Annotated in this window: 13 protein-coding genes and 1 pseudogene; 4 read left to right on the forward strand and 10 right to left on the reverse strand. The window is 61.5% G+C overall.

Annotation, left to right across the window (positions count from 1 at the left end; genetic code table 11):
* Positions 1–59 precede the first annotated feature (59 nt).
* Positions 60–1,030 (forward strand): annotated as a pseudogene (locus ACM62Q_RS03550) (IS3 family transposase); the annotation flags it as partial.
* 57 nt (positions 1,031–1,087) lie between these two features.
* Positions 1,088–1,651 carry an EI24 domain-containing protein gene (locus ACM62Q_RS03555; RefSeq protein ID WP_415033655.1) on the forward strand — a complete coding sequence of 188 codons (564 nt, stop codon included), beginning with the start codon at positions 1,088–1,090 and terminating at the stop codon, positions 1,649–1,651.
* 42 nt (positions 1,652–1,693) lie between these two features.
* Here ACM62Q_RS03555 and ACM62Q_RS03560 read toward each other — a convergent pair whose 3' ends face one another.
* The 9 genes from ACM62Q_RS03560 to ACM62Q_RS03600 all read right to left on the reverse strand — a co-directional run bounded on the left by ACM62Q_RS03560 (position 1,694) and on the right by ACM62Q_RS03600 (position 10,341).
* A complete protein-coding gene (locus ACM62Q_RS03560) occupies positions 1,694–2,158 on the reverse strand; it encodes a hypothetical protein (RefSeq protein WP_415033657.1) in 465 nt (154 codons plus the stop codon).
* 22 nt (positions 2,159–2,180) lie between these two features.
* Positions 2,181–4,619, reverse strand: coding sequence for a serine/threonine protein kinase (locus ACM62Q_RS03565; protein ID WP_415033659.1), 2,439 nt, complete (start codon positions 4,617–4,619; stop codon positions 2,181–2,183).
* Between the two features lie 11 nt (positions 4,620–4,630).
* Positions 4,631–5,287 carry a 4Fe-4S single cluster domain-containing protein gene (locus ACM62Q_RS03570; protein WP_415033661.1) on the reverse strand — a complete coding sequence of 219 codons (657 nt, stop codon included), beginning with the start codon at positions 5,285–5,287 and terminating at the stop codon, positions 4,631–4,633.
* Positions 5,288–5,296: 9 nt separating this feature from the next.
* Positions 5,297–7,162, reverse strand: a complete 1,866-nt coding sequence (locus tag ACM62Q_RS03575) for an AAA family ATPase (RefSeq protein WP_415033663.1) — start codon at positions 7,160–7,162, stop codon at positions 5,297–5,299.
* Positions 7,159–8,259 carry a hypothetical protein gene (locus tag ACM62Q_RS03580; RefSeq protein WP_415033665.1) on the reverse strand — a complete coding sequence of 367 codons (1,101 nt, stop codon included), beginning with the start codon at positions 8,257–8,259 and terminating at the stop codon, positions 7,159–7,161. The genes ACM62Q_RS03575 and ACM62Q_RS03580 overlap by 4 nt, the downstream gene beginning before the upstream one ends.
* A gap of 75 nt (positions 8,260–8,334) precedes the next feature.
* Entirely contained in the window at positions 8,335–8,757 is a 423-nt protein-coding gene (locus ACM62Q_RS03585; RefSeq protein ID WP_205201855.1) for a MaoC family dehydratase, read from the reverse strand.
* 69 nt (positions 8,758–8,826) lie between these two features.
* Positions 8,827–9,414 (reverse strand): hypothetical protein, encoded by a 588-nt coding sequence (locus ACM62Q_RS03590; RefSeq protein ID WP_415033667.1) that lies wholly within the window; start codon positions 9,412–9,414, stop codon positions 8,827–8,829.
* 383 nt (positions 9,415–9,797) lie between these two features.
* A complete protein-coding gene (locus tag ACM62Q_RS03595) occupies positions 9,798–10,076 on the reverse strand; it encodes a Txe/YoeB family addiction module toxin (RefSeq protein ID WP_415033669.1) in 279 nt (92 codons plus the stop codon).
* Positions 10,060–10,341, reverse strand: a complete 282-nt coding sequence (locus tag ACM62Q_RS03600; RefSeq protein WP_415033671.1) for a type II toxin-antitoxin system Phd/YefM family antitoxin — start codon at positions 10,339–10,341, stop codon at positions 10,060–10,062. The genes ACM62Q_RS03595 and ACM62Q_RS03600 overlap by 17 nt, the downstream gene beginning before the upstream one ends.
* Before the next feature lie 39 nt (positions 10,342–10,380).
* Here ACM62Q_RS03600 and ACM62Q_RS03605 point away from each other — a divergent pair, with 39 nt between their 5' ends.
* Positions 10,381–10,530: a hypothetical protein gene (locus ACM62Q_RS03605; protein ID WP_415033673.1), complete on the forward strand. Its 150-nt coding sequence runs from the start codon at positions 10,381–10,383 to the stop codon at positions 10,528–10,530.
* A gap of 53 nt (positions 10,531–10,583) precedes the next feature.
* Positions 10,584–11,351 carry a hypothetical protein gene (locus tag ACM62Q_RS03610; protein ID WP_415033675.1) on the forward strand — a complete coding sequence of 256 codons (768 nt, stop codon included), beginning with the start codon at positions 10,584–10,586 and terminating at the stop codon, positions 11,349–11,351.
* Positions 11,352–11,360: 9 nt separating this feature from the next.
* On the opposite strand, the gene ACM62Q_RS03615 is transcribed toward ACM62Q_RS03610, so the two are convergent.
* The gene (locus ACM62Q_RS03615; protein WP_415033677.1) at positions 11,361–12,161 is read right to left on the reverse strand and encodes a class II glutamine amidotransferase; all 801 of its coding nucleotides are present in this window, start codon (positions 12,159–12,161) and stop codon (positions 11,361–11,363) included.

Genomic DNA, 12,161 nt, shown 5'->3' on the forward strand with positions numbered 1-12,161 from the left:
CCCGCGCTGCGCGCTTGCGGATCCTCCGGGAAAGCCATGGCCAGTGAAAAAGTCTGTGTCTGCGCGCCGAGAATCTGCGGCTCAAGCGGGAGCTTGAAATCCTAAAAAAAGCGACGGCGTACTTCGCAAGGGATGTTCTGTGAAGTACGCCTGGATTACCGAGCAGGGCAATGCATTTACCTTGGCCGAAATGTGCGCGGTTCTTGACATCAGCATCAGTGGTTATCGGGCCTGGAAGCGAGGCGGCACGCCGGATCGCAAGCGTCTGACTGACAGCCAGATGTTGGCGCTGATCCAGGCCATTCATGCTGAACTCAAAGGTGCCTACGGCAGCCCGCGCATGGTGCGTGAGCTGCGAATCAGAGGCTTCTCGGCGAGCAAGGAACGGGTGGAACGATTGATGCGCGAGAACGCCATCCATGCCCGCCACAAGCGGCGCTACAAGGTGACGACGGACTCGAAGCACAACCTGCCCGTCGCAGAGAATCTGCTCGCCAGAAATTTCACGCCAACAGCGCCGAATCAAGTGTGGGCCTCGGACATCACTTACCTGTGGACCGCTGAAGGTTGGCTGTATTTGGCCATCGTGCTCGACCTGTTCAACCGTGAAGTCGTCGGCTGGTCGCTGAAACCGCGCATGACGGCGGAGATTGTGACGGATGCGTTGAGCATGGCTTGGTTCCGTAAAAAACCCGCACCCGGCGTGTTGCACCACTCCGACCGAGGCAGCCAATACGCCAGCCATGCGTTTCAGGACAAGCTCAAGGAATACGGCATGACCTGCTCGATGAGCCGAAAGGGGAATTGTTGGGATAACGCACCGACGGAGAGCTGGTTCAACAGCTTCAAGAACGAGCGGGTGCATGGCATGCGCTATGCCACGCATGCCGACATGAAAGCCGCCAGCTTTGAGTACATCGAGGTTTTTTACAACCGAAAAAGGCAACATTCAACCCTCGGCTACCAATCGCCTGTGCAGTTCTTGGCGAACTGGATCAGCCGCCAAGATCAGGAAAAACTGGTAGCATGAAACCCATCCTTTGGCAGACGAAAAACCGAGGGAAGCTCAGTCGCTGAGTTGCTGGTTTTGCCGCCACTGAGTCTGCTTGTTGCCTGGGGGGTGCCGTGGTTGGCTACTGCATTGGCCTGGTTGGGCGGCTGGATGGCTATTTTTGCGCTGGCCTATCTGGCTGCGTTGCTACTGGCGGCGCTGCTTGTGATGCCCTTGCTGCTACGGCATCTGGCAGCGACCGAATACCGTGATTTGGCGCAGCTCGGTGCCGATAGTTTTGTTGCGGCCAGCATGAACAGCCTGGGAGCGGCGCTGTTGTTTGTGCTGCTGTGGGTGCTGACGATTCCCTTATGGCTGATTCCTGGCCTATCGTTGGTGGTGCCTCTGCTGCTGATGGCTTGGCTCAACCGGTGCACCTTTGCTTACGATGCTTTGTCGGCACACGCCAGCGAGGAGGAATGGCAGATGTTGTCGGCGCGCCACAAAGCGCCGTTGCTGTTGCTGGGTTTTTTCATGGCCTTGCTCGCGCACGTGCCGTTGCTTGGCTTGCTGGCACCTGCCCTGGCAGCGCTGGCCTTCGTTCACTACGGTCTGGAAAGCCTGCGCCGTTTGCGACAGGAGGCGCTGCCGGGCGAGTGACGCAATGAGCATGAATAAGAAGGTCTGACAGCCCCAGTCGTGCTACGGATTCCCGGAGAAAAACGGGCGGCGTATGTCGATGATTCGCAACTTGCCGTTTTCACGACGCAGGATCAGCTCACTCGTGCCGTTGGCTTTCTGGGGTTTGCCCTTTAGGTCGTTCCAGCGTTGCCACCAACTGACGGAAACATTGACCAGGTTTTCTTGTTGCAGGATGCGGTTGATCAGGAGTTGCACGTCAAAAGCCAGTTTGTGGCGGCGCTGGTTGTCGAAATGTTCACGCAAGTCGTTCAGGTAGCCGCGGTAATCAGGAGAAAAATAGGGTTCGACCGCACTCCAGCCACCAAAGCGCAAACTGCGTTCGAGTTCGTTGACCAGATCTTGTACTTCAGCGCGCAAGGGGTCGGGGCGGCCTGGGCGAATTTCGGCCCCACAGCCGGCAAGCGTAAGGGTGCCGACGAATAGGCCAAGCATGCGCCGGCGCAAGTTGGAGGGGGTGCTGTTCATCGTGAGCCCTTTCGTGTCGATGTCAATTTACGGGTAGTTTTTCCAGCCAGTCTTTGATCCGTTTAAGCACCAGAAATTCCACGCCAAAGCGCCACAGTACGATGCCGCCGCCGCCCAGTAGTATGGGGAAAAAGAAACGTGGGCCGAGGAAGATAGGGGTGGCGAAGAGAGCGATGCCGTAAAAGCGTAGGCTGCGTTCGTTGAACCAGCCACGGCGGATCATGCGCTGTTGGTAGTTTTCTTCGAGCAGGGGGCGAATGCGTTTGGTGATGGGTTCTAGGCGCAGAACTTCGGCGCGCAGGTTTTGGTAGGCCGGGCTGCTGTCGTCGTGGGCGCGCACCTGTGCGGTGACGGCGGCGAGTTGGTCGAGTGCGCTGTCGAGTTCATCGAGCGTGTTTTGCCGCCAGAGCCCTTTTTGCCCGAACAGCGCAAGGTAGGCGGCGGCTTGGCGGGTTTCCCGCTGTAGGCGTTGGGTGGTTTCCTGGCGCTCGCGTGCGGCGTTTTCTTGGCGGCTGAGGTTTTTTTTCGCCTGGCGCTGGGCTTCCGGGAGCAGGGCTTCGAAAACCAGTAAATCCCCGGCCGCTGCGTGGGCCAATACTTCTGGCGTGGGCAGCCAAGGGCAGTGCGGGCGTAGGCTTGCGAGCTGCTGTGCGAGATGTTGTCGCAGTTTTTCGCGCCAGCCTTCGTCGTAGGCGAGTGCCAAAAGGCGTGGGTGCAGGGTGCGTGCGCCGGGGTGTTTGGGGCCGCCCTGGCCGAACATCAATTCGTGGAAATCAGGGTTTTCGCCGGCGGGGCGCTGGGCTTTCAGGGCGGAGAGCGTGCTTTGCCAGACGCGATTGAAGCTTTCTTCTGCGCTGCGCCAGCGACTGGCGATATCGGTCATTTCGGCGTTACCGGCTGCGGCGTAGATATCGAGTACGCGTTGTTGCGCCAGATCGAGCAGAAAGTCGAGGGCCGGGTCGTCGTTTTTCAGGGCGTGATCGACGATGCCCAGGAGTTCGCGCAGCCCGATGCGTTGCCCGCGCCAGACGGGGGGCAGGCCCGGTGCCAGATCGAGGATGAAGCGCAGCAGGCGGCGATCCGGCGGCAGACCACTGTCGAAGTTCAGATCGATCAGGAAACGCACCCGGTTCATGTCTTGCAGATCGTTGCGCAGCCAGTGCATGAGCAGGCCGTTGTCGAGATCGGCACGGGCCTTGTCCCAATGGCGGGCGAGCGCGGCACCGAGTTGTTCCGGGGTGTGGCAAAGGGCCTCGCCGATCTGGTAGGGGCGAATGGCGGCGGGCGCGTGCTCATCGCGTGCGAGGGTGAGGTTTTGTTCGCCGGCCAGCCAGCGTTTGATTTCGTTCTCGCCCCAGCGCGCTTTCGGGTCGCGCAGCAGCAAGCCGCGCAGCAGCATGTGTTGCGCCGGGTCGCTGATGGCGCTCAGGTCGATGGAGCGGGTGGTCAGGTGGTGCAGCATGACCGCATCCGAGAGGCCGGCGAAGGGGTGACGGCCCAGCGCGGCTTCCAGCAGGATCATGCCCAGCGCCCACCAGTCGGCTTTGGCGTCGAGCACGCCGGAGAGCGCTTCCGGTGCGCTGTAAGAAAGCGTGCGCGCCATGCCGGTGAAATGCAAGGTGGCGTTGGTGAGAGAGGCCCCGCTGAAATCGGTGAGTACGAGATCAAGCGGTGCGGCGCTGCGTAGGAGTACGTTTTCTGGTTTTAGGTCGCGGTGGATGAGTTGTTCGGCGTGTACTGCGCTGAGTGCTGCGCTCAATTCTTGCAGGCAGCCGCGCCATTGCACTGGGTTGAGCGGAGCGTGGTCGCGCAGCCAGTCGCGCAGGGAGCCGGCCCGGCAGTATTCCATCAGCTCGAAGGCAAAGCCGTCGGACAGGCCGCGTTCGATCAGGCGCACGCAGTGTTGCGGGTCGATTGCGGCGATGCGTGCTTGGACTTCGGCGTCCGGGTGGATGCCGTGGCGATAAATTTTGGCGACGTATTCGTTTGCCGCGTTGTCCGGTTCGGGCGTTTGTGGGACGACGATGAGTAATTCGGCTTCCGAACCGGCGGCCGGCAGGGCGCGCAGGATGCGGTAGCGCGTGCGTAGGGCGCTGGGTAGGTTGATCAGGGTCGGCGTGCCGGGCTGAGGCCCGGAAAGGCCGCCGGTGCGCGGGGTGTCAGCGTTTTCTTCGGTGGCGTCCTTGCTGGTGAGCGGTCGGTCGCAATAGAGGCAGCGCAGGCTGTCGGGCGGGTTCTCCTGGGCGCAGTCGGCGTGCGGGCAGCGCAGCTTGTCCGGCACGGCGGAGGCTGCGGTGTCGGCGGCAGCGGGCACCGCGCTGTCGGTGCTGGGGGGCTCTGGCCTTGGTGCGGCAGGGGGACTGAGGTCGATGCCAAAGAGCAGCGCGCCGCAGGTGCAGCGCATCTGCTCGGGCGGGTTTTCCTCGGCACAGGTGGGGCAGCGGCGGATTTGCTGGGACATGGGCGGGGGATTCAGGGTTTCCAGGAAACCTGCGCGAAGCTTAGGCCGCGCTGGGTTGCCAGGTTTTCCAGCTGTTCGAGATCACCGCGTGCGGGTAGGCCGATGCTCCATAAACGCTGGTCGTCCACGTTGATTTGCAGGCGTTTGCCGAAGGTGGCGGCGGGGCTGTCCAGAAATTTGTCGTAACGTGTGTGGCCGCGTGCCGAGAGCGGCACCAGCGGCTGGTTCTGCGAGCCGCGCCAGAGTTTGTCCAGGGGCAGCTTGTCGATATAGGGTTCGGGAATCAGGGCGTCGAGTTTTTTCAGGATGGGGGCGTGGCGCTCACGCAGGCGTTTGAGCGGGTAGCCGCTGTAGCAGAGGATGTCGAAATCCAGCGCGCGCTCGTTGCGCCAGGTGTGCACGGCCTCGAGTAGCGCCAAAAGGGCGTGCGGCTGGTCGAAAGGCTCGCCGCCGCTCAAGGTGATGCCGTCCAAACCCTCGCTGGCGACCTGGCGGCACCAGGCAAGCAAGTCGTGGAGAGGCATGTTCTTGCTGGCATCATTGGCCCAGGTGTCTTGCGACACGCAGCCCGGACAGTGGATACGGCAGCCCTGAAACCAGATGCCGATGCGCTGCCCTGGGCCAAGCACGGTGACCGGGAAATGGGCTTTGTTGATAGCGATGAGCACGGTGGCGGTTTAGCTCAGTGCGAGCTCCAGGTGCACCACCTTGTCTGTTTCGCTGAGGGCGGTGACGGTGACGCGCTGGTGGCCGCTCAGATCTTCCAGGAACAGGGCGCGCGATAAAGGGTTGATGAAATCGGCTTCCAGGCGGTTGCCGATGCCGCGCCCGCCGTTACTTAAATCCGTCAGACAGCGTTTGACGAGTGCTTCTTGCGCGGCTTGGGAAAGTGCAAGCTGGAGTTTGAATTCTTCACGCAGACGGCGCGCGACGTTGTTCAACATGCCGGCAAGGATTTGTTTGCCGACCTCTGCCGCGATGAAATTGAAGACGACGATGTTGTCGCCGATGCGGTTCAAAATTTCCGGGCGTGCCAGACGGTATTTGAAGTAGTCGCCGATAGCGCCGCGCACCCGTTCCTCGACGACTTCGTAAGGATCGTCCGGGCGCACGTTTTGTTGTCGGCGGCCATGTTCATCTTCGACGTAAATACCGAGGTTGGAGGTGAAGATGAGGATGGTTTCGGAGAACCAGGCGGTGTCGCCGCGCCCGTCGGTGAGGCGGCCGTCTTCGAGAATCTGCAGGAATTTGTCGAGAATGCGCGGGTGGGCTTTTTCGATTTCATCGAAGAGCACGACGGAAAAAGGTTTTTCGCGTACCGCGTTGGTCAGTTCGCCGCCGGCGTCGAAGCCGATGTAACCGGGCGGTGCGCCCAATAGGCGAGCACCGGTGTGTTCCTCGGCAAACTCGCTCATGTCGAAGCGGATGTAGGCGCGTTCATCGCCAAAAACCAGTTCGGTCAGCGTTTTGGCCAATTCGGTTTTGCCCACCCCGGTCGGGCCGGCAAAGAAGAGCACGCCGCGCGGCCGGCTGCCGCCGCTGCGCGCTTGCGCACCGGTGAGATTCATTACCGAACGCTTGAGAATGTCGAGTGCCTTCACTACTGCCTGCGGCTGGCCTTTGACCCGTTGTTCGATGAAACTGCCGGCGTCGCGGATGCGCTGGCGCAGGTAATCCTTGCGCCAGGGGTTGTCGAGCGCGCCGACCTTGTAACAGCGCACGGCATCGTCGATGGCGGTCAGACCGAGCTGTTGGTGGTTGGCAAGTTCGGTGATGTCGGCCAGGGCGGTCAGGCCCATGCCTTCGGTGCCGTTGGCAAAGCTCTTGATGAATTGTTCGCGGGCCGCTTCGCTGGCCTCGGCGTGACCGGCAAAGAGCGGTGCCAGCTGGCGGGCGGCAGCTTGGCGGGTTTCGTAATCGGGACGGCCAACGGTGAGGCTGGCGACCCGTTCGCTGTCCAGCGTCAGCCAGGAGGGCAGGTCTTGCGGCCGGTTGAGCAGCCACAGCACGGGGTTGAACAGGGGCTTGCCGGGCGCGGCAGGCGCGTTTTCTTCCGGGGCGGGCGGGCGCGGCACGATGGGGGCGGCAGTCAGCGAAAGTTTCTCGGCGGCAACGAAAAAACGTTGCTCGTTTTCATTGAGATGATCCGGTTGCCGGGCGAGCCGGGAGGCAAAATCAATCAGCAGGGCGCAGCGTATTTCGCGCGTGCTGCTGACGGCCTGCATCAGTTTTCCCAGGCTTTCCAGGCTGATCATCTGGCTGCCGCTGGCGAGCTTCAGGTCAAACAGGCGCTCGGCCAGTTCGCGGTGCGCCGCGTCATCGGGGTAAACGCGTACGCCGTCGCAAGGGTCATAGACCAGGAGGCAGCGGTAGCCCTGGCGCTGCAGTTGCTCCCAGCTGGCGCGCAGCAGCGGTACCAAGGCGGGGCGGCCAGCGAGTGGTACCAGAACGCTATCGCGGATGTTGCCGGAAATGACAAATTGCGAGCGGATGGGCAAAAGGCGCTCGAGGTCGAGTAGCCAGCGGGGAAAAAGCGTGTTCATCGGCGTTCTCGGGCAAGCGGCGCGGCCTGCGGGCGGGTTTCTTCGGCATCAGTAAACTGCGGTAACTGATGGCGTTCGACGAGTTGTACCGGTAATTCACCGGCCTCGAGGCGGCGGCTGACCGTGAGCTGCACGCCGCGTGCGGCCAGGGCGTTCAGGAGAGCGGGGAACTCGGCGCACCAGCGGTCTTCGGCGATGTGATCGAGTGCCGAACGTTCGTTGTTGCCGGTATCCACCGCCCGCACGACGTTGAAATTGACCGTTTTGCTGGCGGCATTCAGGCGCAGGCGCACCTGATAATCGCCCCAGCCGGCACGGCGAAAATGCACGACGCCGCCTTCGACGAATAAGGTGTCGCGAATGGCTTCCACCTGATAACCCAGCTCGTGCAGGCTGTGTTCGAGAATGCGGGCGCTGGCTTTTTCGGCGGCCTGTTGTTGGTACAACTGAATGGCGCGGCGCAGTTCGATTTCCAGCAACTCACGCCGCTCCAGGCTGGGGGCGGCAGCCCATTCGGCTTCCAGGGCGAGAATTTCGGGCGGCAAGCTGTGTACGCCGCCCAAAATTTCGCTCAGGCGCGCGGTGAGGCGCGCCGCCCGGCGGGCGCTGCGGGTGGCTTCGTTTGCCGTCGTGTCAGCGATGCGCTCGGGCGCTGTTTGCAGCATGTCGGCAGATAAACCGAGTGACAACTCAGTCGGCGTATCGGCGGCGGTTTGCTGCAAAAGCCGGCTCAGACTGCGGTTTAAGGCGAGCAGTTGTTCCAGGTAATGCGCTTGCGCCGCCTGCGAAATGTCGGCGGGAGCGGCCGGTTTGCTGTGCTGCAGCGCGGCGCTCGCCCCATAGGGGGCGGCAGCGAGGCAAAGTTGCTGGTGCTCTGCTTGTGCGCTGGCAATGCGCTCGGCCAGGGCGGCTTGCCCGGCGGCTGCGGCCTCGCTTTGTTGCTGTTGTGCGGCAAAACGTTGATCCGCCTGGTTTTCGCGCGTGTTGGCGGCGTTTTGGTAGCCTTCCCGAACGGCTTGGGTGGCTTGCAGGGCCGCTGCGGCAAGCAAAATGCTGACCGGGTCGAGGCCGAAAATGGCTGTGGTCGGGCCGCTCATCGTGATCTATGTTTTAGTGCGTGCAGTGCCTGTAGTGGGGGGGCTGCCCGGTGTGTTCCGGGCAGTTTGAGCCGGTCAGGCGGCGGGGCGAACCGGCGGCATCATCAGGCACTCGCCGTCGATCACGGTTTTGCCGGCGACGGTGCACACCGTGTCGAGAATGACGCGGTTTTTCTCGACATTGACTTCGCGCACGGTGACGGTGGCGGTGACGGTGTCGCCCGGCTTCACCGGGGCTTTGAATTTCAGCGTCTGTGACAGGTAGATGGTACCCGGCCCCGGCAGCTTGTTGGCCAGGGTGGCGGAAATGAAGCCGGCGGAGAGCATGCCGTGTGCGATACGGGTGCCGAACATCGTGCCCTTGCAGTATTCCTCGTCCAGGTGTGCGGGGTTCACGTCGGTGGAGATGCCGGCGAAAAGGATGATGTCGGTCTCGGTCACGGTTTTCGAGGTGCTGGCCGACATGCCCGGCTGCAGTTGATCGATGTAATAGGTCATGCTGGACTCCTGGGTGATGTTATGGAAGTAAAACAGGGTGTGACTGTAGCACGCAGCGCCCGCTTCGCTTCAGCGAAAACCCGGCAGCCAGCCGCTTTGTTCGTGCCGCTGCTGCGGCGTCAACACGCCCTGGTAGAGCGCTTCGATCACCGGCGGTTCGCGCCAGGGTTCGTCCATGAAGGAGAGGCCGACTTCCTCCACGGTTTTGCCCGACCAATAGTAATCGGCCACCTCATCCAGCGCGCTCAGCGACAGGCTGTGCGGCAGGCGCAGGTAGTCGAGCCAGCTAGCATCGTGAAAAGAGCAAATGTAGGCCCCCTGGGTGCGCGAGCAAGAGAGGTTTTTGCCGAACACCCGGCTCGGATGTTTGTGGCGAAAGGTCATCGCGTCGGTGCGCGTGGCAAATTGCGACAGCGCGTGCAGGCGGCTGGGAAAGTGGCTGTAGCGGCGTTGGCGAAAATATTCCAGATGATATTCGGCAAAGTAATTTTGCACCGACATCAGCTGGTCGCCGGCTTCTGGCGGCCCGCCCTGCGGTGCTGCCAGGCTGGAGCCGAAAGGGCTGCCGTTGAGAATATCCCAGCCCGGCAGCTCGGTGCCGGGATCGAGCCAGGAAAACAGTTCCAGCGTCGCGGTGTCCTTGATCAGGTTATCCATGCGCGGTGTCCAATGGCACAAGAATTCAGCACAAAAGCTGACATTGTTACTGATTGCGCGCGGAAATAAAACGGCTGGTTTTTTTCTCTGGCGGTGCTAAGCTGTGCCTCATGTCGGAAATGCAGCAGCTCCGGCATCGGTGGGCCACCAGAGGCCGCCGCATCATGCTGCGCTTGAGGAGAATCTATGGTTGCTTCCCTTGTTGCCGTAGGAATTTTTTCTTGAGATTACCGAGCTCTACCCTCGATACGGCGTAAGCCGTTTGCCCCAGCCAGGTGCGCCGGGGTTGCAGCACCCGAAGCCCATGCCCGAACGCATGGGCTTCTTGCGTTTTGGGTAGCGGTAGGTGGCGGTAAAGGTAAATGTTATGGATCGAACGGCGGTCAGTAGTGGTAACGCCCCTGCAGAAATTCGATTTGATCGGCTTGCACCAGATAGACGCAGCGGTGCTCTTGCGTGATGCGGCGTGACCAGACATCCGAGCCCAGGTACTTCAGCGGCTCGGGGTTGCCGATACCCTTGAAGGGATCGCGCAGTATCGCCTTGACCAGTTCCAGCAAGCGTTTGGCCGTGCGGCGTTCCGTTTCCACCCAGTAACTCAGGTCTTCCAGAAACTCGGGCTGAAACACTGCGACGCGTTTGGCCTCAGGCTTGGAGGCCATAGTGCTTCTCAAGGGCATCGACCGCAGTCGGGGCGACATCGCCGGTCCGTGCCCGTGCTAAGGCGGCCAGCAGGCGCTCGGCGTTTTTCGGTGAGCGCAAGAGATGCGCCGTTTCCATCAGGCTCTGCAACTCGTCGGCGGCAATCATGGCCACAGCTTCCCCGGAGCGACGGCGCACCAGAACTACTTCACGGTCATCCACCGCACGATCCATAAGTGACTTGAACTGCTCACGGGCTTGGCTGTAGGTGGTTTCGATGGTCATGGCGACCTCCTTTTAATTGGACAGACTTATTGTACAACTATGTCCAAACAAATGCTCGCTGACAAACTCGAACGTTGGCCGGGCCGCTGGCTGATTTCGTATGCCAGCAAGCCTGGCATGAATCCGGACGGGAGCGATGAGAGTGGCGAGCAACAGGGAGGGCAGAAAATTTCTGCCGCGCGCATGTGATGGCAGCAAATTCCCGCCTAGAATTCAGGTTTTCATCCTCTTGGCATTCGATTATGTTCCGCAAGTTTCGCATTCTCCTGCTTCTTGTCGTGCTGGCCACGGTGGGGTTGGCCAGTTGGCGTGCCAGTAGCCGCCTGACTGCCTGGCAGCACACCGTACATGTGGCGCTGTATCCGGTGGCGGCGGACGATTCGCCGGAGACGCAGCGTTATGTTGCCAGTCTGAATCAGGAAAGTTTCGAGGAAATCGGCGAGTGGGTGGCGGCGCAGGTGGGGCGCTACGGTAAAACGGTGTTGCAGCCGGTGGTGATCCGCGTGGCGGCACCTTTGCGGGAGTTGCCGCCGGCGATTCCGGTGCGCGGTAGCGGGCTGGACAATATTTTGTGGAGCTTGAAATTGCGCTGGTGGGCCAGCCAGAACGATGCCATTGCCGGGCCCAAGCCCATGGTGCGGCTCTATGTGCTCTACCACGATCCCGCGCGTACGCCGAAGGTGCCGCATTCGACCGGCCTGGAGCGTGGCCAGATCGGCATCATCCATGCGTATGCCGCACGCCAGCAGCATCGCCAGAATGCGGTGGTGATTGCCCACGAAATGCTGCACACCTTTGGTGCGACGGACAAATACAACTTGAGTACCTTGCAGCCGATTGCCCCGGATGGGCTGGCGGATCCGCAGCGTACGCCGCTGTATCCGCAGCGTCAGGCGGAAATCATGGCGGGGCGCATCGCGCTGGCGGTGGATCGGGCAGAAATTCCGCCGCGTTTGGCCGATACGCTGATTGGTTCAGCAACGGCGCGTGAAATCGGTTTGTTGAATTAACGGGGCGGGCTAGGTGCGCGGGGGGCCGGGGCGGGTGGGGGCCTGGTGCACGATGGCACCCTCGGTGAAGCAGCACAGGGTGCCGGCGGGGAGCGGCGTCCAGGCCTCGTTGTCGGTCAGCGGCAGGGTGGCGATGACGGCGACGCGGTCGTTGGCACCGGTGACTTCGCGAAAATCGATATTGACGTCTTGATCCATCAGGTGCGCCTCGGCAAACGGTGCCTGGCGCACGATAGAGTGCAGGCGGGTGGACGCATGCGCGAACAGGGCGTCACCGTTGGAGAGCAGGAAATTGAATTCGCCGTATTCGCTGATCTTGAGCGTCAGCTGATGCAGTTTCTGGAAGAGTTCAGCGGTGCCGGGCAGCTGCTCGCCGAACGCCTGGCGTAATTCCTGCAGCAGCCAGCAGAAGGCGCGTTCGCTGTCGGTATTGCCGACCGGTTGGTAGGGGCCATCGAGCGAGGGGGAGAAATCGATGAGATTGCCGTTGTGGGCAAAAATCCAGTAACGGCCCCACAGTTCACGCATGAAGGGATGGGTGTTTTCCAGCCGTACCGAGCCTTGCGTTGCCTTGCGGATGTGGGCAATGACGTTCTTCGAGCGGATCGGGTAACGGCTGACCAGTTCGGCGATGGGCGATGCGGCGGAGGGTTGCGGATCGAGAAAGATGCGGCAGCCGTGGTCTTCGAAAAAGGCGATGCCCCAGCCGTCGGAATGCACGCCGGTCGCGCCGCCGCGTGCCTGAAAGCCGGTGAAGGAAAAGCAGATGTCGGTGGGGACATTGCAGTTCATGCCCAGGAGCTCACACAT

The organism is Azonexus sp. (assembly GCF_047638095.1).
Taxonomy (GTDB): domain Bacteria; phylum Pseudomonadota; class Gammaproteobacteria; order Burkholderiales; family Rhodocyclaceae; genus Azonexus.

Bases quoted from the DNA above. Each gene is read 5' to 3' on its own strand.
- ACM62Q_RS03560 (WP_415033657.1), bottom strand. From the start codon at position 2,158: ATGAACAGCACCCCCTCCAACTTGCGCCGGCGCATGCTTGGCCTATTC.
- ACM62Q_RS03565 (WP_415033659.1), bottom strand. From the start codon at position 4,619: ATGTCCCAGCAAATCCGCCGCTGCCCCACCTGTGCCGAGGAAAACCCG.
- ACM62Q_RS03575 (WP_415033663.1), bottom strand. From the start codon at position 7,162: ATGAACACGCTTTTTCCCCGCTGGCTACTCGACCTCGAGCGCCTTTTG.
- ACM62Q_RS03580 (WP_415033665.1), bottom strand. From the start codon at position 8,259: ATGAGCGGCCCGACCACAGCCATTTTCGGCCTCGACCCGGTCAGCATT.
- ACM62Q_RS03585 (WP_205201855.1), bottom strand. From the start codon at position 8,757: ATGACCTATTACATCGATCAACTGCAGCCGGGCATGTCGGCCAGCACC.
- ACM62Q_RS03590 (WP_415033667.1), bottom strand. From the start codon at position 9,414: ATGGATAACCTGATCAAGGACACCGCGACGCTGGAACTGTTTTCCTGG.
- ACM62Q_RS03595 (WP_415033669.1), bottom strand. From the start codon at position 10,076: ATGGCCTCCAAGCCTGAGGCCAAACGCGTCGCAGTGTTTCAGCCCGAG.
- ACM62Q_RS03600 (WP_415033671.1), bottom strand. From the start codon at position 10,341: ATGACCATCGAAACCACCTACAGCCAAGCCCGTGAGCAGTTCAAGTCA.
- ACM62Q_RS03605 (WP_415033673.1), top strand. From the start codon at position 10,381: ATGTCCAAACAAATGCTCGCTGACAAACTCGAACGTTGGCCGGGCCGC.
- ACM62Q_RS03610 (WP_415033675.1), top strand. From the start codon at position 10,584: ATGTTCCGCAAGTTTCGCATTCTCCTGCTTCTTGTCGTGCTGGCCACG.
- ACM62Q_RS03615 (WP_415033677.1), bottom strand. From the start codon at position 12,161: ATGTGTGAGCTCCTGGGCATGAACTGCAATGTCCCCACCGACATCTGC.